The following is a 22,747-nucleotide window of genomic DNA, read 5'->3' on the forward strand; positions in this document are numbered from 1 at the left end:
TCTGACAACCGGGAGAGAGTTCCATGAAATTGATGCGTGTCGGCCAGCCCGGCCAGGAAAAACCTGCAATCCTCGATGCGGAAGGAAAAGTCCGCGATCTGTCCGCCCATGTCAAAGACATTGGCGGCGAAGCCATTTCTCCCGAGGGCCTCAAGAAGATCGCCGCGATCGACCTCGGCACACTTCCGGTGCTGAACGAAGAGCGCATCGGCGCCTGCGTTGCCGGAACGGGAAAATTCATCTGCATCGGCCTCAACTTTTCCGACCATGCTGCCGAAACGGGTGCCACCGTACCGCCGGAACCGGTCATTTTCATGAAGGCGACCTCGGCCATCGTCGGCCCGAATGACAACGTCACCATTCCGCGCGGTTCTGAAAAGACCGACTGGGAAGTCGAGCTCGGCGTCGTCATCGGCAAGACCGCCAAATACGTCTCGGAAGCCGAGGCTCTCGATTACGTCGCGGGTTACTGCGTTTCGCATGATGTGTCCGAACGCGCCTTCCAGACGGAGCGTGCGGGGCAATGGACCAAGGGCAAGTCCTGCGACACATTCGGTCCCATCGGCCCCTGGCTGGTGACGAAGGACGAAATCACTGACCCGCAGAACCTCGGCATGTGGCTGAAGGTCAACGGCCAGACCATGCAGGACGGCTCCAGCAAGACAATGGTGTATGGCGTCGCCCACGTTGTCTCCTACCTCAGCCAGTTCATGTCGCTGCATCCCGGTGATGTCATTTCCACCGGCACCCCTCCTGGCGTTGGCATGGGCCTGAAGCCGCCGCGTTACCTGAAGGCTGGTGACGTCGTGGAACTCGGCATCGAGGGTCTCGGTTCCCAGAAGCAGACTTTCGTCGCCGACATCTGATCACCGGCAGGCATTCAACGAAAAGTGAGGCGCCGGCGGGAAACCGCCGGCGCCTTCGATTTTGTGCACCTGCGAAAAGCTGCTATGGTTGAAAAAAAGAGCGTGATCGCGAGGGAGGCGTCATCAGTGTTCTACCACCTCTATGAAATGAACCATGCGGCCATGGCGCCGCTGCGCGCCGGCGCCGACATGATGCGTCAGGCTTGCAACAATCCGCTCAACCCGCTTTCCAGCACGGCTTTCGGAAGAAGCCTCGATGCCGGTTTTGAGGTCTTTGAGCGCATGACGCGCCGTTACGCTAAACCGGAATTCGCTCTTTGCAGTACGATTGTCGATGGCCACACCGTCAATGTTGTCGAAGAGACCGTCTGGTCGCGTCCGTTCTGCAATCTGCTTCATTTCAAGAAAGAACTCGATCCAGCCCGCCAGTCCGATCCGAAGGTGCTGCTGGTGGCGCCGATGTCCGGCCACTACGCCACCCTGTTGCGGGGAACGGTGGAGGCCCTGCTGCCTTCGGCGGATATCTACATCACCGATTGGACCGACGCCCGCACCGTGCCGGTGAGTGAGGGCACCTTCGATCTCGATGATTACATCAGCTATGTCATCGAGATGCTGCGCGCGATCGGACCGGGGGCGCATGTGGTAGCCGTCTGTCAGCCATCCGTGCCAGTACTGGCCGCCGTTTCCCTGATGGAGGCTGATGGGGATAAATTCGCGCCGGCATCCATGACGCTGATGGGTGGTCCGATTGACACGCGCATCAATCCAACGGCTGTCAACGGTCTTGCCAAGGCGAAACCCATTGAATGGTTCCGCGACAATGTCGTCATGCAGGTGCCGTGGCCGCAGCCCGCTTTTGGCCGCAATGTCTATCCGGGCTTCCTGCAACTCTCCGGTTTCATGTCCATGAACCTCGACAAGCACATGACGGCGCACAAGGATTTTTACCTCAACCTCGTCAAGAATGACGGCGATTCCGCTGAAAAACACCGCGAATTTTACGACGAATATCTGGCCGTGATGGATCTGACGGCGGAGTTCTATCTGCAGACGGTGGAAACCGTCTTCATCGACCATGCGCTTCCGAAAGGGAACATGCTGCACCGGGGCAGGGCGGTCGATCCCGCAGCCATTCGCAACGTCGTATTGTTTACGGTGGAAGGTGAGAACGACGATATTTCCGGTGTCGGCCAGACAAAGGCGGCGCATGATCTCTGCCGGAACATCCCTGAAGACAAACGAGCCCATTACATGCAGCCCGATGTCGGGCACTACGGCGTCTTCAACGGTTCGCGCTTCCGCAAGGAAATCGTGCCGCGCATGCTGGATTTTATCCGCAAACATCAGACAGCTTAAGGACAAGACGGCCGGCCGTGCCGCGCATTTGCATGGCCAAGCGACGGACGAATCGGTTATGAAGAGTTCATGTTTTCGCTCCTCAGAAAATCCCTGAAATCGCCGGCCCCAAAGAAGGCGCTGCCCAGCCAGCGCACCGTCGCAGTGGCGGGCAGGCAGGTGCCGATTACGGTCAGGGAAAATCCGCGTGCCACGCGCATTACGCTGCGCATCGAACCCGGCGGCCGGGCGCTGAAGCTGACGATCCCGATGGGCCTGCATCACCGCCAGGTGGATGATTTTCTCGAGAGGCATCAGGGCTGGCTGGAAGGCAAGCTTGTGAAATTCAGCCCCGACGACGGTTTGCGTTCGGGTGCGACCATCGATATTCGTGGCATAGCCCACCGCATTGACCATACTGGCAGCCTGCGAGGGCTGACATATGTCACGAAAGACGCCGATGGGATGGCCGTTCTGAAGGTCAGCGGCGCGCCGGAACATCTGGGACGGCGGATAGCGACCTTCCTCAAGAAGGAAGCGAAGGCGGATCTGGAACGGCTTGTTGCTGTTCATGCACGCACCGCCGGCCGGCCGGTCCGCTCCATCAGCATGAAGGATACCCGCAGCCGGTGGGGCTCCTGTTCCCATGATGGAAATCTGAGCTTTTCCTGGCGCATCGTCATGGCCCCGGAAAAGGTCATCGACTATCTCGCCGCCCATGAGGTCGCGCATCTGAGGGAAATGAACCACGGCCCGAAATTTTGGGCATTGTGCGAAAAGCTCTGCCCGCACACGGAAGAAGCCAAGAGCTGGCTGAAACGCCATGGTTCCAAACTTCACGCCATCGATTTCGATTGAAACCGGCGGCGCGGATCGCCATCTGGATTCACGTGAAACATTCCATCGGGAATGGATGCGATTTGGCTCGACTCTTGTCGCATTTCATGTCAGGTCGCGGGTATGAAACCGGATATCAAGATTTGCGGATTGAAGACACCGGAAGCGCTCGAGCGCGCCGTCAGGCGTGGTGCGTCCCACGTCGGTTTTATTTTCTTTGAAAAAAGCCCGCGCAACATCGAGCCGGATCTTGCCGGCAGGCTGGCGGAAGGCGCTCGTGGCGCCGCCAAGGTGGTTGCCGTCACCGTCAATGCCGATAATGATTATCTCGATGAAATCGTCGATCTCGTCAAACCGGACATTCTGCAGCTGCATGGCAATGAAAGCCCGGAGCGGCTGCTGAACATCAAGGCGCTGTATGGCCTGCCTGTCATGAAGGCGATTTCCATTCGCGATGCTGCTGATCTTGCCAAAATCGACCCTTATATTGGAATAGCCGACCGTTTTCTGCTGGATGCCAAGGCGCCTGCCGGTTCCGAGCTTCCGGGCGGCAACGGCGTCTCCTTCGACTGGACCATCCTGCGATCACTTGACGGAAGTGTGGATTACATGCTTTCCGGGGGATTGAACAAGGACAATGTCGCCGAGGCGCTGGCGGAGACCAGGGCAAGCGGACTAGATTTATCGTCCGGTGTGGAAAGTGCGCCGGGCGTCAAGGATTTGTCCATGATCGACGCATTTTTCGATGTGGTGAATGATTGGTCGAAAGGCCCAAAGGGAGCTTGAAGTGAACGACGCGCCAACACCCAATTCTTTTCGCGCTGGTCCCGATGAGGACGGCCGTTTCGGCATTTACGGAGGTCGCTTCGTTGCCGAAACGCTGATGCCGCTCATTCTGGATTTGCAGGCGGAATGGGACAAGGCCAAGACCGATCCCGCGTTTCAGGCGGAACTCAAGCATCTCGGCGCACACTATACCGGCCGCCCGAGCCCGCTTTATTTTGCGGAACGCCTGACGGCGGAACTTGGCGGCGCCAAGATTTATTTCAAGCGCGAAGAGCTGAACCACACCGGCTCGCACAAGATCAACAATTGCCTCGGCCAGATCCTGCTTGCCAAGCGCATGGGCAAGACCCGTATCATCGCCGAAACCGGTGCCGGCCAGCACGGCGTTGCCTCGGCTACCGTCGCTGCACGCTTCGGTCTGCCCTGCGTCGTTTATATGGGCGCGACGGATGTTGCCCGTCAGGCCCCGAATGTGTTCCGCATGAAGCTCCTCGGTGCCGAGGTGAAGCCGGTCACGGCTGGCCATGGCACCCTGAAGGACGCCATGAACGAGGCCCTGCGCGACTGGGTCACCAATGTCGAGGACACCTATTATCTGATCGGCACTGCCGCCGGCCCGCATCCCTATCCGGAAATGGTCCGCGATTTCCAGGCCGTTATCGGCGAGGAAGCCAAGGCGCAGATGCTGGAGGCGGAAGGTCGCCTGCCGGATCTGGTTGTCGCGGCTGTCGGCGGCGGTTCGAACGCCATCGGCATCTTCCATCCTTTCCTCGATGACAAGAATGTCCGTATTATCGGCGTCGAAGCCGGCGGCAAGGGTCTTTCGGGTGATGAGCATTGCGCTTCCATCACCGCCGGTTCGCCGGGTGTGCTGCATGGCAACCGCACCTATCTGCTGCAGGATGAGGACGGTCAGATCAAGGAAGGCCATTCCATCTCCGCCGGCCTCGATTATCCCGGTATCGGCCCTGAACATTCCTGGCTGAACGATATTGGCCGCGTGGAATACGTGCCGATCATGGACCATGAGGCGCTGGACGCCTTCCAGATGCTGACGCGCCTTGAAGGCATCATTCCGGCTCTTGAGCCGAGCCATGCCCTGGCCGAGGTCATCAAGCGCGCACCGAAGATGGGCAAGGATGAAATCATCCTGATGAACCTCTCCGGTCGCGGCGACAAGGATGTCCACACCGTCAGCAAGTTCCTTGGAATGGATGTATAAGATCATGACTGCACGTATGGACAAGCGCTTTGCCGATCTGCGCGCTGAAAATCGCCCGGCCCTGATTACCTATTTCATGGGAGGCGACCCGGATTTCGCAACCTCGCTCGGCATCATGAAAGCGCTGCCGGAAGCCGGTGCCGACGTCATCGAACTCGGCATGCCCTTTTCCGACCCGATGGCGGATGGCCCGGCCATTCAGCTGGCCGGTCAGCGCGCGCTGAAAGGCGGCCAGACGCTGAAAACCACGCTCGATCTCGCTCGCGAGTTCCGCAAGGGAGATGACGCGACGCCGATCGTGATGATGGGCTACTACAATCCGATCTATATCTACGGCGTCGAAAAATTTCTGGACGACGCAATCGCCGCCGGCATCGATGGCCTGATCGTTGTCGATCTGCCGCCGGAAATGGACGATGAACTCTGCATCCCCGCTCTTGCGCGCGGCATCAACTTCATCCGTCTGGCGACGCCAACGACGGATGGCAAGCGCCTGCCTGCCGTCCTTAAAAATACCTCAGGTTTCGTTTATTACGTCTCGATGAACGGTATCACCGGTTCAGCACTTCCCGATCCCTCGTTGATCTCGGGTGCTGTCGGTCGTATCAAGGCGCATACGGAACTGCCGGTCTGTGTCGGTTTCGGTGTCAAAACGGCGGATCATGCAAAAGCGATCGGTGCCGTTGCGGATGGCGTTGTGGTCGGTTCGGCCATCGTCAACCAGATTGCGGGCAGCCTGACCAGGGACGGGCAGGCGACCGCCGATACCGTACCGGCCGTTACGACGCTGGTAAAAGGACTTTCAACGGGCGTGCGTGCATCGCGCCTTGCCGCTGCGGAATAAGCGCGCGGCCCAGTCAGGAGTAGTCAGTTGAACTGGATCACCAATTACGTACGGCCCCGGATCAATTCCATGCTTGGCCGCCGCCCGGAGGTTCCGGAGAACCTGTGGATCAAGTGCCCGGAAACGGGCGAGATGGTCTTCCATAAGGATCTGGAAGACAACAAGTGGGTCATCCCGGCTTCCGGCTACCATATGAAGATGCCGGCCAAGGCACGTCTTGCCGATCTTTTCGATGGCGGTATCTATGAAGCACTGCCGCAGCCGAAGGTAGCGCAGGACCCCTTGAAGTTCCGCGATTCCAAAAAATACACCGACCGCCTGCGCGACAGCCGCACGAAGACCGAGCAGGAAGACACGATCCTTGCCGGCGTCGGCCTCCTGAAAGGCCTGAAGATCGTCGCCGTCGTGCATGAATTCCAGTTCATGGGCGGTTCGCTGGGCATTGCCGCCGGCGAAGCGATCGTGAAGGCCTTCGAGCGTGCCATTTCCGAGCGTTGCCCGCTCGTGATGTTCCCGGCCTCGGGCGGTGCGCGCATGCAGGAAGGCATTCTGTCGCTGATGCAGCTGCCGCGCACCACGGTTGCGGTGAACATGCTGAAAGAAGCGGGAATGCCTTACATCGTGGTTCTGACGAACCCGACGACCGGCGGCGTCACGGCCTCCTACGCCATGTTGGGCGATGTGCATATCGCCGAGCCGGGTGCCGAGATTTGCTTCGCAGGCAAGCGCGTGATCGAGCAGACCATTCGCGAAAAGCTCCCCGAAGGCTTCCAGACTTCGGAGTACCTGCTGGAGCACGGCATGGTGGACATGGTGATCGACCGCCGCGAAATTCCCGACACGCTGGCCAATCTGCTCAAGATCATGACCAAAGCGCCTGCTGACAACGCAAATGCTGTCGTACCGCTGGCCGCTTCGGCCTGAGGAAAAAAATATGTCGCCCGGAGGCATAAACTGCCTTCGGGATGATGCTATACGTTGCATGATTTCATCTTTGGTGCGGCGGACAAATGGCAAGCAAAACGCCTGAAAGGCGAACGGAAGACATGACGAAGCCCGCGATCGGTGAGGCCGAGAAGATCATTGAAGAGCTGATGCAGCTCCACCCCAAGGGGTTCGATCTTTCGCTCGACAGAATTTCCCGTCTTCTTGAAAAACTCGGCAATCCCCAGAACAGAATGCCACCTGTTATCCATGTTGCTGGCACCAATGGTAAGGGTTCCGTCACGGCCTTTTGCCGAGCACTTCTGGAGGCGGCAGGCCTTTCCGTGCACGTCCATACCTCTCCACATCTGGTGAACTGGCACGAACGTTATCGTATCGGCGTTTACGGGGAAATGGGCCGTTATGTCGAGGATGCTGTCTTTGCGGATGCGTTGCGCCGTATTGAAGCTGCCAATGCAGGCCAGACGATCACGGTTTTCGAAATCCTGACTGCCGCGATGTTCGTGCTTTTTGCGGAACAGCCCGCCGATGCAGCCGTCGTGGAGGTTGGTCTGGGTGGGCGTTTCGATGCGACCAATGTGATCAACAATCCGGCCGTCTCCGTCATCATGCCGATTTCGTTGGATCATCAGGCCTATCTTGGTGATCGGGTGGAGCTGATCGCCGCCGAAAAGGCAGGCATCATGAAGTCCGGTTCCCCCGTCGTCATAGGCCATCAGGAATATGATGCGGCGCTCGAAACGCTTGTCACCACGGCGGAGCGGCTCGGTTGCCCGGTCTCGGTCTATGGGCAGGATTTTTCCGCCCATGAAGAATTCGGCCGCATGGTCTATCAGGATGAGTTCGGCCTGGCCGATGCGCCGCTGCCGCGTCTTCCCGGCCGCCATCAGCTTGCCAATGCCGCCGCCGCGATCCGCGCCGTGAAGGCCGCCGGTTTCGAGGTGACGGAACGGATGATCGAAAAAGCCATGACCTCCGTGGAATGGCCCGGCCGTCTGCAGCGGATCCTGACCGGCAAAATCGCTGAAATGGCCCCAAAGGATTCGGAAATCTGGATCGATGGCGGCCATAACCCCGGCGCGGGCGAAGTCATTGCCGAAGCGATGGCCGGCTTTGAGGAAAAGACGCCACGCCCGCTGTTCATCATTGCAGGCATGATCAATACCAAGGATCCGGTCGGCTATTTCAAGGCCTTCGCCGATATTGCCGAATATGTCTTCACCGTCCCGATTGGCGGCACGGATGCGGCGATTGATCCCGTTGTACTTGCCCATGCGGCCTTCGATGCCGGTCTCGTGGCGGCCCCCACCTCGTCTCTCACGCATGCGCTGGAAGAGCTGTCGCGCCGCTTCGACCCCGAAGGACCGGCGCCGCGCATCCTGATCGGCGGCTCGCTTTATCTTGCCGGCAACGCGCTCGCCTTCAACGGCACCGTTCCTCAATAAAAAAGCCCGGCATCGCTGCCGGGCTTTTTTCATTCCACTGATATTGCTTATGCGGCGCCCGAAATCCAGGCGGACAGCGCTGTCTTGGGAGCAGCGCCAACCTTGATGTCGGCCACTTCGCCGCCCTTGAACATGGCGAGCGTCGGGATGGAGCGCACGCCGAACTGGGCAGCCAGTTCCGGGTTTTCGTCGATGTTGAGCTTCGCGACCTTGACCTTGCCGGCAAGCTCGGACGAAATTTCCTCAAGGCTCGGCGCGATCATCTTGCACGGGCCGCACCATTCGGCCCAGAAATCCACCACGACGGGTTCGGCGGATTCGAGGACTTCGGACTGGAAGTTGGCGGCATCGACTTTTACGGTAGCCATATCTGGCTCTCCTTTCAGCTAAACTTTTCCGCTATCGATGTGATGCGGGCGCGTCGGAATTTCAATGCCCCGGTATCTCACTTTGTCTTTATTGCGGCAAGGGCCTGCGACATTGCATCATTGTCAACCCGCACAAAAGCGGCATTTTCCGTATAGATCAGCGCGCAGACGAATTCCTTGCCCGGATAGAGCGGTGCAAGAATTTCGCGATAGATGGCAAGCTGCGCGGTGTGGGAGAAAGGTATCTCGCGTGCCGTACGCGGCGGAACCCGGTTCGTCTTGTAGTCTACCAGAATAACGCGATCACCGTCCACCGCCAGCCGGTCGACACGGCCGGAGACGGCATAGTGCTGCCGGCCGATGGTCATCGTGCCCATGATGGAGATTTCCGCGCGGCTGTTGGCGGAAAAGGCCGGTTGCACCGCCGGTTCGGAGATGACCCGCAGAACCGCGCGGATCAAATGCTCACGTTCGGCCGTAGGCCAGAAACGGGCCGCTCGCTCCGCATAGCGGCGGGCAGCCTCCTCCCGCTCCGCCTCGGCAAAATCCGGCAGTGCCTGCAACATGCGATGCACCAGCCGGCCACGCTGCAGCGCCAGCGAAGAGACATCGGCCTTCTCGCCGAAAAGCGGCGAACGCACGGCAAGATCATCCGCACCATCATCGATGATAGTACCTGCTCCGGAAGGGCTGAGCGGCCTTGGCAAGGAGGGCAGGGCAGGCAGGGGGGCAAGCAGCCCGGCCGGAAGAGTATGTTCTTCGTCCTGTTGCTTTTCCGGCAGCCTTTGCGGGAGAGATGTCGCGCGAGCCTCGGATTTACGCCAGACAAGCCCCTGCCATTCCTCGCCATCGGCCGTGAAAAGCTGCGGCTTGCAATGGTCTTCATTGTTGGCAAGCGCCGCCTTGACGATGGCATGCCAACATTCGGGGTTTTCCTTCTGGCCGCGATAACCGCAGACGACGAGGTGATCGGCGGCGCGCGTCATCGCCACATAAAGCAGCCGTCGATATTCGTCTTCGGCGGCCGTCTTCAGCCGTTCCTCGTCGGAGCGAATGAGATGGTTGGAAAAGCCGCTGCCGGGCAGCCAGACCGGGAAGGCGTCCTCACCCGCTTCGACGAAGCGCAGTTTCGGTACATGGCTGTGATTGAAGGCTTTCGAACCGCCATCGACGACAAAAACCACCGGCGCTTCCAGGCCCTTGGAGGCGTGCACGGTCATGATACGTACTTCGCCACGATCCTTGTCCTGCTCGCGTTTCACCTCCGGTGAATCGGTTTCCAGAACGGAGAGAAAGGCCTGAAGGCCGGGCAGACCGGTCCTCTCGTGATCCAGCGCAAAGGACAGGAACTCATCCAGAACGTCGCTCGCCTCATTGCCAAGCCGGCCGAGAAATTTTTTGCGCCCGTCATGCAGGGTCAGGACCGCCGCAAAGAAATCATGCACGGTGGCCGTTTTAGAAAGCGCGATGAAACCTTCCAGCTTGGCGGTAACGGCGGAAAGATTACTATTCTCTTCCTGCGAAAGGATTTGCAGCCGTTTCCAGACGCTTTCCGTTTCCGATCGTATGGCGGCGATGTTGAAAACGTCATCTTCGGTCAGGTTGAAAAGCGGGCTCTTCAACAATGCGGCGAGCGAAAGATCGTCTTCGGGCAGGACAACGAAATGTCCGAGCGCCAGAAGGTCCTGCACGGCAATGTGGTCGGTCAGGCGAAGGCGGTCGGCGCCGGCAACGGGAATATTCTTGCGTCGTTTCAGCTCGCGCGTCAGCGCATTGACAAAGGCATGACGTTTTCTGACGAGAACCAGAATGTCGCCTGGCTCCACGGCGCGCTCGACGCCCTTTTCGATGATGGTCTCGCTTCCGATCATATCGGCGATGCGCGCGGCGATCCGGCGGGCGACGATGATGGCCGGCGCGCTTTCCCGCAGCGCATCGAAGGGCGCTGTCCAATCCTCTTCGTCTTCGGCGGTTTCCGGCGCCACCATGTCCCACACCTCCACGGTGCCGGGATGGCCGGCACGGTTGGATCGGTGCTCCACCGGCTCGTTATCGGCACTGAGGCCGCTGGCGTTATTCGGGTCTGAAAAGACCTGATCGACGGCGGCCAGAACATCCTCCGTGGACCGGAAAGAAAGCGGCAGGCGGATACGGTGAAAGGCCTGATCGACGGAATCGACGCGCTTTTTGGTCTCTTCGCGCTCCTGCGAAAACCGTTCCGGCCGGGCGCCCTGGAATGAATAGATCGACTGTTTTTCATCGCCCACGGCAAAAAGCGTGCGCCGCCCCAGGCGGGCGCTCTCGCCGGTGAAGAAATCCGCCGCCAGCGACTGGATGATCGACCATTGCACCGGGCTGGTATCCTGCGCCTCATCGACGAGAATATGGTCGATGCCCTGATCCAGCTTGTAGTGCACCCAGGCGCCGGCCGTATCGCGGTTGAGAAGGTTGGCCGCGCGCTCGATCAAGTCTTCGAAATCGAGCTGGCTTCGCTGTTTCTTCAGGTCTTCGAAATCGCCGATCAGCCTTTCGGCCAGAACAAGGGCGCATTTTGTCGCCGCCAGCATCCGCACCAGACGATATCGGTTGCGGCAGGAAACGACATGGTCCCGCGCCAGCGTCAGCGCATCGAGAAGTTCGGGGGCGGATTTCTGCATGCCCTTGTTGATGACATAGGCATCCGATTTCTTTTCGCCCTTGGCTGTCAGCAGTGCCGCTTCGATGAATTCCATCCGCCGCACGGGGTCCGACTGTCGTTTTGCCTCCCTGAGCGCATAAGCGACATCGATGACGCGTGATCCACCCACCTCGTCGGCAAGGGCGAGATACGTATCGAGCGCAAGGCCTGAGAGGCCGGGCAGAGGCCAGAAGGCGGCTGCCGCGGTTTCTTCGGTTTCCCCGTCTGCGATCTGCATCGCCTGCCGCAACCGCGCATCGATGCCGCCCGACTGTTTGGCGTCCAGAAGAAAGGCGCGAAGGGCGCTGCGATTGGCGATGATGGCGGAAAGCAGCGATTCCAGTCCGCTTTCGTCGGCGAGATCGAGCACATAAGCGAGCGATTGCGCCAGCTCCGCGTCCCGTTCCGTCGAAACCGCCGTTAGAAGCGAACGGCGTGCTTCGGCGAGCAGCGTGGTTGCGGCGCGGTCGTCAAGAACGGAGAAATGGCCGGCGACATTGGCTTCCAGCGGGAACTGATGCAGCAACGCCTCGCAGAAGGCGTGGATCGTCTGGATTTTCAACCCGCCCGGCGTTTCCAGCGCCTTGGCAAACAGCCTGCGCGCTTCGGCAAGCTTGATGCGATCCGGCGCCTTGCCTTCGATGGCGGCGATGCGGTCCTTGAGGTCGGAATCCGGCAAAGTAGCCCATTCCGCCAGACGGTCGAATACGCGGCTGGACATTTCCGACGCCGCGGCCTTTGTATAGGTAAGGCACAAAATTGCCGAAGGTCTACATCCGGCCAGTAGCAGGCGGATGACGCGTTGGGTCAGAACATGGGTCTTGCCGGAGCCGGCATTGGCCGACACCCAGGCAGAGCTTGCGGGATCGGAGGCAAGCCGCTGCCGGGCGCTGGTCCAGTCGATCCAGCTCTCAGGCGTATCGGCGGCGGGGCCGGCATCGAAGGGATCAATCGTCATCGCCGTCTCCCGGTTCTGCCGTCGACCATTCCGAAACGCGGGCGAGGTGGTCATATTCCCCGCCATAGGATTGTTGCTCTTCCGGCACGAGGCGGGAGGCGAAGCCGTTTTCGCCGTCACGCAGGGAATGAACGAATTTGGTGAGCTGTTCGATCGATTCCGTCGCGAGCTCAATCGCCGATTTCGGCGGTCTTTTGCCGCTTCGGCTGGAATGTTCGTTATTGACCTGATCGGCAAAAAAACGCTCGCCAGGCCGCAGGCGAACATAGATCAGGTTTTCAGGTTTGGGCGAACCGGCTTCGCGGAAGGCACCGCGCATCAGTGCCGCCGCCTCCAGCGCAAGCTGCGGGTCGAGCAGCGCGCGCGCCTGATTGACGGAAGGCGCAAGCCCCGTCTTGTAGTCGATAATATCCGCCTGACCGTTTGTCTTGATGTCGATGCGGTCGGCGATCCCCGTCAGCCTTATGCCCGCCTCGACGATTTCCTGCCCGGCGCGAGCCTCGTAGAAGCTGTGGCGAATGGATGGATGACGTTCTTTTTCCCAGTCGATAAATGCGCGCGCTACCGCTGCAAAACGCGGCCGCCAGATGACATCCACATGGGGAGGCAGGTTTTCCGCATCGAAACATTCGTCGAGAATGCGCTGCATGGCCGAAAGCGAGGCCGGTGTTCCGGGAACATGTCCCTCACGGGAATAGCGCTCGATGATCGCGTGATAGAGCGTGCCGCGATCTGCGGCGTTCGGATCGCGATTGAAGGGGTCGAGCGGGTCCAGCTTCAGGATGCGCCGCGCATAGATCGAATAGGGATCGCGGCGCAGGCGCCCCACTTCGCTGAAGGAATAGCGCGTCGGCTGCAACGCGGCTGGCGGTTTCGGGGCAGGGCGCTTTGCCGCTTCCTGATCGATACTTTCGTCCATCAATTCCGCCCAATGGCGATAGGTCTCGCCGCGCTTCCTCAGTCTATCGGCAAAATCCTCGCCGCCCAACGCGAGAAGACGCTGCAGCCAGCGTGAGGCGACAGCGGGCGTTGAGCCCTGCCTCAGCGCGCGGGTGTAAAAAATCTGTCGGGTGCCATTTGCCATCTCGAAATCATGCGCAAGCTGACCGATACGTCGTTCAGGCGGTTCGAGGCCAATGGCGGTCTTCATGGTGCGGGACAGGAATGGATTATTCGCCGTCTGGCCCGGCCAGAGCCCTTCATTGAGACCACCGATGACAACGGTATCGACGCTTTGCAGCCGTGCCTCGAGCGCGCCGAAGATGAAAATGCGCGGATGACGCATCGATCTTGGCTTGATCGATTCACCGGCTACCAGTGCCGCAAAAATATCGATCCATTGCGGTCCATCCGCATCGAGGATTTCGCCGCTTTCCATCAGCTCGCCGAACAGCTCGGAAAGCTTGTCTCCCGCTTCACCGGACCAGAGCGCGGCAAGATCGCTGTTTTCATCCGCGCAGATGGCTTCGATCACGCGACCCGTCCGCTCCGCCCAAACGGACAGCGGCAACTTATCGGTGAAGGCGCGGCCGGATCGATCTTTGCGGACAAAGGCGGAACCGAGCGGCTCGGTGGCAACGACAATCCGCTGTGCCAGGTCGCGCGCAGCCTCCGCGCTTGCCTCCGGCAGCGCCAGCCGCCAGGCAGGTGGGTGCCGGTCGTCGCGCTGCGCCAGAAGCTGCGCCTCCAGAACCGCTTCCAGATTGCCGATTTCGGTCTCCACACGGCCGCCGCGCAGCGCGATCAACTCCAGCGCTTTGGAGGCTTTCGCGAAAGCTTCATCGGAAAGCCCGAAGCGGCTAAGCGGATGTTTAAGAAGGGAAATGATCGGCACCGGGTCGCCGGGCCTCAGGATCGCTTCCAGCGCCAGTTGCGTCAGCCCCGCTTGTGGGGTGGCGGAGAGCGGCGTACCGGCCGAGTCGTCTGCTTCGATGCCGAAGCGCTGCAACTCCGTTGCCACGCGCCGCGCCAGCCCGCGGTCCGGTGTTATCAGCGCTGCCTGCGACGGACGCCCAGCGCCAGGCGCTTCAAGCGCAAGCCGCAAAGCCACCGCGATGGCTGTTGCCTCCTCGCGCTCATTGGCGGCTTCTATCAGCGTGGCCGTTGCGAAGGCGTCGTCGAAAAAGCCGGGTTGCCTGTCCTCGCGCCAGCGATTCCAGCCGCTGGTGGATTTGGCTGGCGCGAGTGCGGCCGAAAACACGGCTGCGCGCTTTTCCAGATCGCCATCGATGGCGCCGATCTGAACCACATCGTTGCGCAGGATGCCGAGCTTCTGCAACAGCATATAAAGCCCATATTGCGAGTGGGTGCGGCTCGAAGGATCGGTAGGGTCCTCGGCGATTGCCTCCCACTGCTCCTCCGGCATGGCGAGATCTAGCCCCGGAAGCACGACGGTGCCCTGGGGCAGGGCCGCAACGGCGGCGATAAGATCGGCTGCGGCAGGAATGGAACCCGTCGACCCGGCGACGATGATTGGTCCCGTATCCGGCAAATTGGCAAGCCGGTTCGCTTCCGCCCGCAGGATGGCGTTGCGATGCCGGCCGGCCGAGGAACGGTTGAGTTCGGCAAGCCGCGCCGGCCAGAAGACGCTGGCGATGCGCAGGAAATCCGCCGTCAGTTGCCACCATTGGGCGTGATCGCCAGTATCGAGATGCTGAAGCGCTTCCCAGTCCTTTTCTTCCGTATCCATTGCATCGATCACCTCGCCAAGCGCACGCGCCAGCCATATGGCGTCTGCGGGGCTGGCGGGGGCGACAAGCGGCGAATCGGAATGGATGGCCCGGATGGCATCCGGCAGGCTGTTGCGCCAGGCGAGAATAAGACGCGCCAGCTCGATCAGTCGGCCGGTGCCGGAAATCGGCGGCGCCAGATCCATGATTTCAGGATTTTCGATCTCGAAAAAGCCGCTGTCGTCATCCGTTTCGCCCAAGGGGCGGATCAGCGGCAGAATGGCGGACCGGCCGCCCAGAAGATCGACGAATTCGGAGCGCAGCACACGGGCGGAGCGGCGCGTCGGCACGTAGATCGTCACCTTGGCAAGCGAGAGCGGATCGGCCGGGTCGTATTTATAGCCGGCTGTCAGTGTCCCGTCACACAGCGTTTCCGCGAGCGTCTTGAGGAACGGTGTTCCCGCAGCGATCGTCAGAACGCGCTTTGCGTGGTGGGTGAGCGTCATGCAGAGCGTTTTTCCCTGAATTGGCGGATGATGCTTTCAGCATCGTCTATCGCATCCGGCGTGCCGACAGTGATCCAGTGGCCATCCAGAGAAAGCCCGAAAAGCCGGTCTCTTTCAATGGCGCGGTCGAAATAGATATTGAGGTTGAAGGCATCCGCCGGCGCATCGTCCAGCAGCCGCGAATCCATGGCGATGGCTCCGGCATAAACCACGGGGTTCGGATCGCCATCGCGATACCGCGTCAGTTTTCCATCGGCGGAGAGGTTGAAATCCCGCTTGCCATTGTGCCCGGTGGTGCGGTCCATATCGACGCAGAGCAGCGCCATGTCCATTCGGGTCGGGTCGAAGAATTGCGCAAGCTTGCGCAGGTTGCTGACCGCATTCAGCTGCTCGCCAATCCAGAAGAGATCGGCATTCATGACGAAGACCGGGCCGGGTTCAAGAAGCTTCAGGCCCTTGGCGAGACCGCCGCCGGAATTCATCAGTTGCGTCCGCTCGTCGGAAATCAGGATTTCGGCGTCGGTGCGCTGCTCAAGATGGGCGACCATCTGTTCCGCGTGGTGGTGCACATTGACGACAATGGTTTCCGCACCGGCTTCGACAAGCGCGTCGAGCGCATAATCGATCATCGGCTTGCCCGCGATCTGGACGAGCGGCTTCGGTATCGTATCCGTGATCGGGCGCATCCGCGTGCCAAGCCCGGCGGCCAGCACCATCGCATTTTTAATCGTCATCGTGGTCAACCGTCTTTCAGTCGTCGAATTCCATGCCCATGCGCAGGCACCAGTCTTTGAGCGGTGCGAGTTCCGGATGCGAAAGCGCTGCACTGAGATAGCGGAACGTCCTCGGCATATGTTTCATATAACCGGGTTTTCCGTCTCGTTCCAACAGCCTCACCCAGATACCGGCGAGCTTGCAGTTGCGTTGCGCCGACATGATGGCGAAAGCCTTGAGGAAAAGAGCCTCATCGAAAGAGGGCGCGCTTCTCCTGCTGTCGAGATAGTGCGAAAGCAGGCGCGCTTGCAATTCGGGTGAGATGGTGACACGGGCGTCCTGCACGATGGAGGCAAGATCGTAAGCGCTCGGGCCGATCATCGCGTCCTGATAATCGATCAGGCCGACCTGCCGGATGCCGTTATTCTGCGCCTGCCACAGAATATTTGGCGAATGGAAATCGCGCAGCAGAAGGCCGGTTTCGCAGCCAGCGAGCGCGTCGATCAGCCTGTCCCACAGGGCGTAATAGTCGTACTTCTCGCCATCGGAGAGCTGTGTGCCGCGTTTGTAGGGCAGATACCACTCCACCAGCAACGATACTTCAATTTTCATCGCCTGTCGGTCGAACGGGGGAACCTCATAGGCGCTGCCGTCACCCACCGGCAGCAGGCCAGGTCGCGGGGCCTGATGGAGTGCGGCAAGGCAGGCGACGCTTTGCAGATAGCGGTCCTCTATCGGCGTTCCGTCAGGCGCAAGTACGCCATCCCGCCCCAGATCCTCCAGCAATAGAATACCCTGATCGATATCTGCCGCCAGAATCTCAGGGGCGCAAAGGCCGTTGTTTCGAAGATAGTTGCCGATCGCAACGAAGGAGCGGGCGTCCTGGGCAAGATGGGCGATTTCCGCGTAGGTCTTGCCGTCCGCAATGATTGCACCCTTGAGGGGACGTCGCCAATCCATAAGGATAAGGTCCGGGCCGTCAGTGAAAACGGTCTCATACGCGCGTGTTGAGGCGTCACCGCTGAGAAAACGCCGGGCCGCGTCGCCCCTGCCATTTTTTGCGAGAAACGCGCGGATGGCGAAAACCCGTTCAAGTCGTGCTTTCAGCTTTGCCGGAGCCTCGATGGAGGCGAGCCGCCCTTCGCCGGAATGCGTCAGCCGGAGCGTGACGGTCTGCTCCGGCGGCAGGATCTCGGCGGCCATATCCGGCCATTCGATCAGGCAGATGCCATCCTCCAGCATCTCATCGATGCCGAGTTCGTCCAGTTCCGAAACATCCGAAAGCCGGTAGAGATCGAGATGGGCGACTGGAATACGGGCGGCATAGGTCTGGACGATCGTGAAGGTGGGGCTCGGAACTTCAAGATCCGGCTCGTCCGCCATTGCCCGGATGAAGGCGCGGGCAAGCGTCGATTTGCCGGCGCCGAGATCGCCGATCAGGGCCAGACAATCGCCGGGTTTCAAAGCCAGCGCGAGGTCTTCACCGAGCCTGATGGTGTCCTTTTCTCCCGCAAGGGGAATGGTGATCGGCAAGATGTCTTCGCTCATTCTGCGGCGATGGAATGCGGCCGTGTGCCGGAAGGAATGCGGCAGGTGACGATAGTGCCGTTGCCGGGGCGGCTGTCGATGCTGACCGTGCCATGATGCAGGCTGACGAAGCTTTCGACGATGGAAAGGCCAAGCCCCGCACCGGTTCGCCGCCCGCCATTGCCGCGCGTCGCGAAGCGGTCGAACACGCTCTTCAGCATGTCCTCAGGAATGCCCGGACCCTTATCCGCCACGGAGAACACGAAGTCGCCTTCGCTACGCTGGCAGGAAAGCTGCACGGAGGAACCTTCGGGTGCGAAATTGATCGCATTGGTCAGGAGCTTGATGAGAATCTGCTTCAGCCGCTGATGATCGGCCACCAGACTGCCGAGATGGGCGGGTGCAACGATCTCGAGCGAAATTCCGCTCTCCTGCAGCCGGTCGGCGATCTGCACCGAAACGTCTTCAAGCAATTCGTTCAGATCGTTTTCCGAATAATTGAGCTGCATGATGCCGGCATCGACGGTCGCGAGATCGAGAATATCGTTGACGATGGTCAGGAGCACCGAGGACGAGGTGGAAATATGGTCGAGATATTCCGCCTGCCGTTCCGTCAATTGGCCGATGCCGGGTGTCTTGAGGAGATCGGTGAAGCCGATGATATTCGTCAGCGGTGAGCGCAGCTCGTAGGAAACATGCTGCACGAAATCGTTCTTAAGCTCGTCGGCCTTCAGAAGCGCATCGTTCTTTTCTTTCAGCGCCCGCTCGGCCCGCACGCTGTCGGTCATGTTGACGAAGGTCAGCATGGTCTGCGCGTCCGGCAGCGGAATGATGGCGTAGTCGAGCACGAGGCCGGAAAGCAGTTCCAGCGTGCCCTGCCGCGACGGCCGCTCATCGTCGAAGCTGGTAATGAACTGGCTGAAGGCGCGCCAGCCGTCCGGCCTGTCATAGGATTGCGTGCAGGCGGTTTCTATGGCGCGGATATGGGTGCCGGTCTCAGCCTGTTCCGCAGTCACGCCCCAGAGCGCCCGGAATGCCGGGTTGGACAGGCGAATGCGCCCATCGGCGCCGAACACGGCCACACCTTCGGCCAGATGGTCGATGGTTTCGCCCTGCACCTTTACCAGCGTGTTGTAGCGCATCTGCAGATCGACCTGCTCGGTCAGGTTCTCGAAGACCCAGGTCGCGCCGCCCTGCGGATGGGCAGTTGCGATGACCCGAAGCGTCTGGCCGTTCGGCAGGTGCCAGAGATCAGTCTTGGTATCCAGCGAACGGTAGACGGAAAGCGCCGTCTCCTTCCAGTTCTTCCAGTTCAGCTGCTCCGGCAATTTGCCGGCGGTGCGCAGCCTGTCCAGAAGCTCGGAATTGTCAGGGCTGGATTCGAGGAAAACGAGATCGAGACCCCAGAGAGCCGCAAAAGCCTGATTGTAGAATTGCAGCCGCTGCCGGCCGTCGAAAATGGCGACAGGCGTTGCCAGATGATCGAGCGTTTCGGCGTGGCTTTTCAGAACCCGCTTGAGTTCTTCGCCGATGGTCTCGGCCTCGGTGGCATCGATGGCGATGCCGGCGGACCCACCCGCTGTCTTGATGTCGACAACGTCAAAGAAGGTGCGGTTTCCGGAAACCACCGTCGAAATACGGTCGTGATAGGGCGATTCCGGTGTCGCGGCCGCGCGTATCTTCTGCCGGGTAACCGTGTTCAGAAGTTCGCGTTTTTCATGAACGGCCTGTTCGGTGTCACGGGCATCCACCGCCTGGGCATAGGCGTGGTTGACCCAGATGAGGTCGCCTTCGCCATTGCGCCGCCAGACTGGCTGCTCAATGGAATCGAGAAGTTCCTGAAAGGTCGAGACGGAAGCGATCAGGCGCTCGCGCTCCACCTGCAATTCCGCGAGTTCGGCGCGCAAATTGTTGAGCGCGATGAAACGCGCAAAGGCATTGCCCCCGGAAACCCGGCCCTGCACTTCGATGACTTCACCGCGCTGCGTCTCGATGGTCAGGTCGAAACTCTGGGCATGGCTGCGGAGTTTTTCGATGGATTTTTCAAGCTGGCTTGCGGATGCCGGCTTCAGCCAGCGGCCAAAGGCCAGAAAATCGTGATCCGCCTGCGGTACACCCGTCTCGGCCGGCAGCTGTCCCAGAAATTCGGGCCGCTTGTCCGCGCCATCCCAGATGACGATGCGGCGGCTCTTGTCGGAAATCAACGCCTCGTATTTCGCTATCTTGTGGTGGGACTGGGCAAGCGCCTGTCGGTATTCGCTGCTTTCCGCCTCGATATTACCGCGCTGGCGCACCAGCCAGACGACGGAAAACAGCGTTGCTGATAGCATCCCGACGAAAAGCGAATAGGTGATGGTTTCTCCGGACGAGAACAATCGCGCGCCGGTCTTTGCCACAAGGCCGTCCTGGGCCATCACAGCGGTTGTCGAGCCGGCGAGAACCGTGCCCGAAAGCAGGACAGGAAGCCTCGCAAAGCCTGTCTGAACCGCACTGACGACCTGTCGGCAACGCGCAAGAGCCGCGCTCAATGCCACGCCCGCTTGCGTGTTTTCAACGCGTTGAACTGTCTGCTTGCGCAGATCCGAATTTTGAACCGACATCCCCGGTCTGTCTCCGTCCTATGTGCCGCATCTTCGACAAGACATCCCATTTCGTCCCCGCCGCCCTTTGGCGTGTCCGAATCAAGTCTGATGACAATACCGCCTTCATAAATCTGCGAAAAGGGAGCGCGCAAAAAAGATGCCGCGCGCTTTGTCAAGCGCACGGCATCTAGATATTGTGTAATTTCAGTGGATATTAACTATGAAATTAATATCTGTAGTGTTCGGCCTTGAACGGACCTTCCTTCGAGATGCCGATATAATCTGCCTGAAGGTCGGAAAGTTCGGTCAGGCGCACACCAAGCTTCTCAAGATGAAGGCGCGCAACCTTCTCGTCGAGGTGCTTGGGAAGCACGTAAACTTCGTTCTTGTATTCGCCCTGTTTGGTGAAGAGCTCGATCTGGCCCAGCACCTGGTTGGTGAAGGAGGCCGACATGACGAAGGAGGGGTGACCGGTGGCGTTGCCGAGGTTCAGCAGGCGGCCTTCGGACAGAAGAATGATGCGGTTGCCCTTCGGGAACTCGATCATGTCGACCTGCGGCTTGATGTTCGTCCACTTCAGGTTACGCAGCGATGCGACCTGAATCTCGTTGTCGAAATGGCCGATATTGCCGACGATGGCCATGTCCTTCATCTCGCGCATATGCTCGATGCGGATCACGTCCTTGTTGCCGGTGGTGGTGATGAAGATATCGGCGGAGGAAACCACGTCCTCCAGACGAACGACCTCGAAACCGTCCATGGCGGCCTGAAGCGCGCAGATCGGATCGATTTCGGTGACCTTCACGCGGGCGCCGGCGCCCTGCAGCGATGCCGCCGAACCCTTGCCCACATCGCCGTAACCGCAGACCACGGCAACCTTGCCGGCCATCATTACGTCGGTTGCGCGGCGAATGCCGTCCACCAGCGATTCCTTGCAGCCGTATTTGTTGTCGAACTTCGACTTGGTGACGCTGTCATTGACGTTGATCGCCGGGAAGGGCAGCAGGCCCTTCTTGCTGAGATCGTAAAGACGGTGAACGCCGGTCGTCGTTTCTTCCGTGACGCCCTTCAGTGCGTCGCGCTGCTTGGTGAACCAGCCAGGCGAAGCCTTGAGGCGCTTGTTGATCTGCGCGAAGAGAATTTCCTCTTCTTCCGAACCGGGGTTGGAAAGAACATCCTCACCGGCTTCGGCGCGTGCGCCGAGCAAGATGTACATGGTGGCGTCGCCGCCATCGTCGAGGATCATGTTGGAGAGGCCGCCATCGGCCCACTGGAAGATCCTGTCGGTATATTCCCAATATTCCGTCAGGGTTTCACCCTTGACTGCGAATACCGGAATGCCGGCTGCCGCAATGGCCGCCGCTGCATGATCCTGCGTCGAAAAAATATTGCAGGACGCCCAACGGATGTCCGCGCCGAGTTCCTTCAGCGTCTCGATCAGAACGCCGGTTTGGATCGTCATGTGAAGCGAACCAGTGATCCGTGCGCCCTTCAGCGGCTTGCTTTCGCCGAATTCCTTGCGGCAGGACATCAGGCCCGGCATTTCGGTTTCGGCGATGTCCAGTTCCTTGCGGCCGAATGCGGCAAGGTTGATATCGGCGACGATGTAGTCCTTCTCAAGGCTCATGAAGTTCTCCAGATCAGAAACGCCGCACCTTGCGGCCCGGCTCTTAAACGTAGCAGCGGTTTAGCAGGCCACGAACGATCTGGCAATGATGATATAAAGAAGTCTTTATGTCTTTATATGGTTCCGGCTCAGGCTTCTTCGCCGAAGCGGTCGGCGACAAGCGCCTCCAGTGCTTCCAGCGCTTCTTTCGCCTGATTGCCGCTTGCCTCGACATAAACGCTGCAGCCGGGGCTGGCGGCCAGCATCATCAGGCCCATGATGGAGGTGCCGCCAACGGTCATGCCATCCTTGGAAACCGTGATCGTCGCGTCAAAACCTTCGACCATCTGCACGAATTTTGCAGAAGCCCGGGCGTGAAGGCCGCGTTTGTTGATGATCGGTAGTTCCCGGGAGAATGGCGACATGGGCTAACTTCTCACTTGCCGCTCAAAACGCGGCTGGCGACGTTGATATATTTGCGGCCGGCATCGGATGCGTCCTGAAGGGCCTTGTCCATATTATCTTCGCTGCGAACGCCTGCAAGCTTGATCAGCATGGGAAGATTGACGCCTGCGATGACTTCGACATTGCCGTTATTCATGACGGAAATCGCGAGATTGGAAGGCGTGCCGCCGAACATGTCCGTCAGGATGATCACGCCATTGCCGTCATTGGCGCGCGCAACGGCGTCGATGATATCCTGCCGGCGCTGATCCATGTCGTCTTCGGGACCGATACAGACCGTCTCGATCAATTTCTGGGGACCGACGACATGCTCCAACGCATGGCGAAACTCCTCAGCCAGCTTGCCATGGGTGACAAGCACTAGTCCGATCATGAAATGCTCCCTTGCACAC

At 59.8% G+C, this 22,747-nt stretch carries 17 protein-coding genes; 8 read left to right on the forward strand and 9 right to left on the reverse strand.

The genetic code is table 11. The annotated features are described in order from the left end of the window. Positions 1 to 23: 23 nt before the first annotated feature. From AGR7B_RS14255 to AGR7B_RS14290, 8 genes are all read left to right on the forward strand, one after another. Complete coding sequence (locus tag AGR7B_RS14255) at positions 24 to 866, forward strand: fumarylacetoacetate hydrolase family protein (RefSeq protein WP_080856910.1); 843 nt, start codon at positions 24 to 26, stop codon at positions 864 to 866. A gap of 126 nt (positions 867 to 992) precedes the next feature. Then, positions 993 to 2,225: a polyhydroxyalkanoate depolymerase gene (locus AGR7B_RS14260; RefSeq protein ID WP_162934142.1), complete on the forward strand. Its 1,233-nt coding sequence runs from the start codon at positions 993 to 995 to the stop codon at positions 2,223 to 2,225. 69 nt (positions 2,226 to 2,294) lie between these two features. Then, positions 2,295 to 3,062, forward strand: a complete 768-nt coding sequence (locus AGR7B_RS14265; RefSeq protein ID WP_080856912.1) for a M48 family metallopeptidase — start codon at positions 2,295 to 2,297, stop codon at positions 3,060 to 3,062. A 102-nt stretch (positions 3,063 to 3,164) separates the two neighbouring features. Continuing rightward, positions 3,165 to 3,827, forward strand: a complete 663-nt coding sequence (locus tag AGR7B_RS14270) for a phosphoribosylanthranilate isomerase (protein WP_065656811.1) — start codon at positions 3,165 to 3,167, stop codon at positions 3,825 to 3,827. Position 3,828: 1 nt separating this feature from the next. Continuing rightward, positions 3,829 to 5,049: a tryptophan synthase subunit beta gene (gene trpB, locus AGR7B_RS14275; RefSeq protein ID WP_065656810.1), complete on the forward strand. Its 1,221-nt coding sequence runs from the start codon at positions 3,829 to 3,831 to the stop codon at positions 5,047 to 5,049. A gap of 4 nt (positions 5,050 to 5,053) precedes the next feature. After that, positions 5,054 to 5,893, forward strand: a complete 840-nt coding sequence (gene trpA, locus AGR7B_RS14280; protein ID WP_080857117.1) for a tryptophan synthase subunit alpha — start codon at positions 5,054 to 5,056, stop codon at positions 5,891 to 5,893. 27 nt (positions 5,894 to 5,920) lie between these two features. Next, positions 5,921 to 6,817: an acetyl-CoA carboxylase, carboxyltransferase subunit beta gene (gene accD, locus AGR7B_RS14285; RefSeq protein WP_080856913.1), complete on the forward strand. Its 897-nt coding sequence runs from the start codon at positions 5,921 to 5,923 to the stop codon at positions 6,815 to 6,817. A gap of 86 nt (positions 6,818 to 6,903) precedes the next feature. Continuing rightward, positions 6,904 to 8,283: a bifunctional folylpolyglutamate synthase/dihydrofolate synthase gene (locus AGR7B_RS14290; RefSeq protein WP_208616038.1), complete on the forward strand. Its 1,380-nt coding sequence runs from the start codon at positions 6,904 to 6,906 to the stop codon at positions 8,281 to 8,283. A 47-nt stretch (positions 8,284 to 8,330) separates the two neighbouring features. On the opposite strand, the gene trxA is transcribed toward AGR7B_RS14290, so the two are convergent. The 9 genes from trxA to AGR7B_RS14340 form a co-directional block, all read right to left on the reverse strand. Then, positions 8,331 to 8,651 (reverse strand): thioredoxin, encoded by a 321-nt coding sequence (gene trxA / locus AGR7B_RS14295; protein WP_003505361.1) that lies wholly within the window; start codon positions 8,649 to 8,651, stop codon positions 8,331 to 8,333. A 77-nt stretch (positions 8,652 to 8,728) separates the two neighbouring features. Continuing rightward, entirely contained in the window at positions 8,729 to 12,286 is a 3,558-nt protein-coding gene (gene addA, locus AGR7B_RS14300; RefSeq protein WP_080856914.1) for a double-strand break repair helicase AddA, read from the reverse strand. Next, on the reverse strand, positions 12,276 to 15,461 hold the full coding sequence (gene addB / locus AGR7B_RS14305; RefSeq protein WP_080856915.1) for a double-strand break repair protein AddB: 3,186 nt from the start codon (positions 15,459 to 15,461) through the stop codon (positions 12,276 to 12,278). The genes addA and addB overlap by 11 nt, the downstream gene beginning before the upstream one ends. After that, positions 15,458 to 16,195, reverse strand: a complete 738-nt coding sequence (locus tag AGR7B_RS14310; RefSeq protein ID WP_080856916.1) for a nucleotidyltransferase family protein — start codon at positions 16,193 to 16,195, stop codon at positions 15,458 to 15,460. The genes addB and AGR7B_RS14310 overlap by 4 nt, the downstream gene beginning before the upstream one ends. Before the next feature lie 16 nt (positions 16,196 to 16,211). Next, positions 16,212 to 17,723 carry a tRNA (adenosine(37)-N6)-threonylcarbamoyltransferase complex ATPase subunit type 1 TsaE gene (gene tsaE / locus AGR7B_RS14315; RefSeq protein ID WP_080856917.1) on the reverse strand — a complete coding sequence of 504 codons (1,512 nt, stop codon included), beginning with the start codon at positions 17,721 to 17,723 and terminating at the stop codon, positions 16,212 to 16,214. Further along, positions 17,720 to 20,302 (reverse strand): sensor histidine kinase, encoded by a 2,583-nt coding sequence (locus AGR7B_RS14320; RefSeq protein ID WP_080856918.1) that lies wholly within the window; start codon positions 20,300 to 20,302, stop codon positions 17,720 to 17,722. Before AGR7B_RS14320 ends, tsaE begins: the two co-directional genes overlap by 4 nt. Positions 20,303 to 20,510: 208 nt before the next feature. Continuing rightward, on the reverse strand, positions 20,511 to 21,911 hold the full coding sequence (gene ahcY, locus AGR7B_RS14330) for an adenosylhomocysteinase (RefSeq protein WP_035264116.1): 1,401 nt from the start codon (positions 21,909 to 21,911) through the stop codon (positions 20,511 to 20,513). A 128-nt stretch (positions 21,912 to 22,039) separates the two neighbouring features. Further along, positions 22,040 to 22,315, reverse strand: coding sequence for an HPr family phosphocarrier protein (locus tag AGR7B_RS14335; protein ID WP_003521181.1), 276 nt, complete (start codon positions 22,313 to 22,315; stop codon positions 22,040 to 22,042). A gap of 11 nt (positions 22,316 to 22,326) precedes the next feature. Beyond that, positions 22,327 to 22,728, reverse strand: coding sequence for a PTS sugar transporter subunit IIA (locus tag AGR7B_RS14340; RefSeq protein ID WP_003505374.1), 402 nt, complete (start codon positions 22,726 to 22,728; stop codon positions 22,327 to 22,329). Positions 22,729 to 22,747: the final 19 nt, after the last annotated feature.

It is taken from the genome of Agrobacterium deltaense RV3 (assembly GCF_900013505.1).
GTDB classification, from domain to species: domain Bacteria; phylum Pseudomonadota; class Alphaproteobacteria; order Rhizobiales; family Rhizobiaceae; genus Agrobacterium; species Agrobacterium leguminum.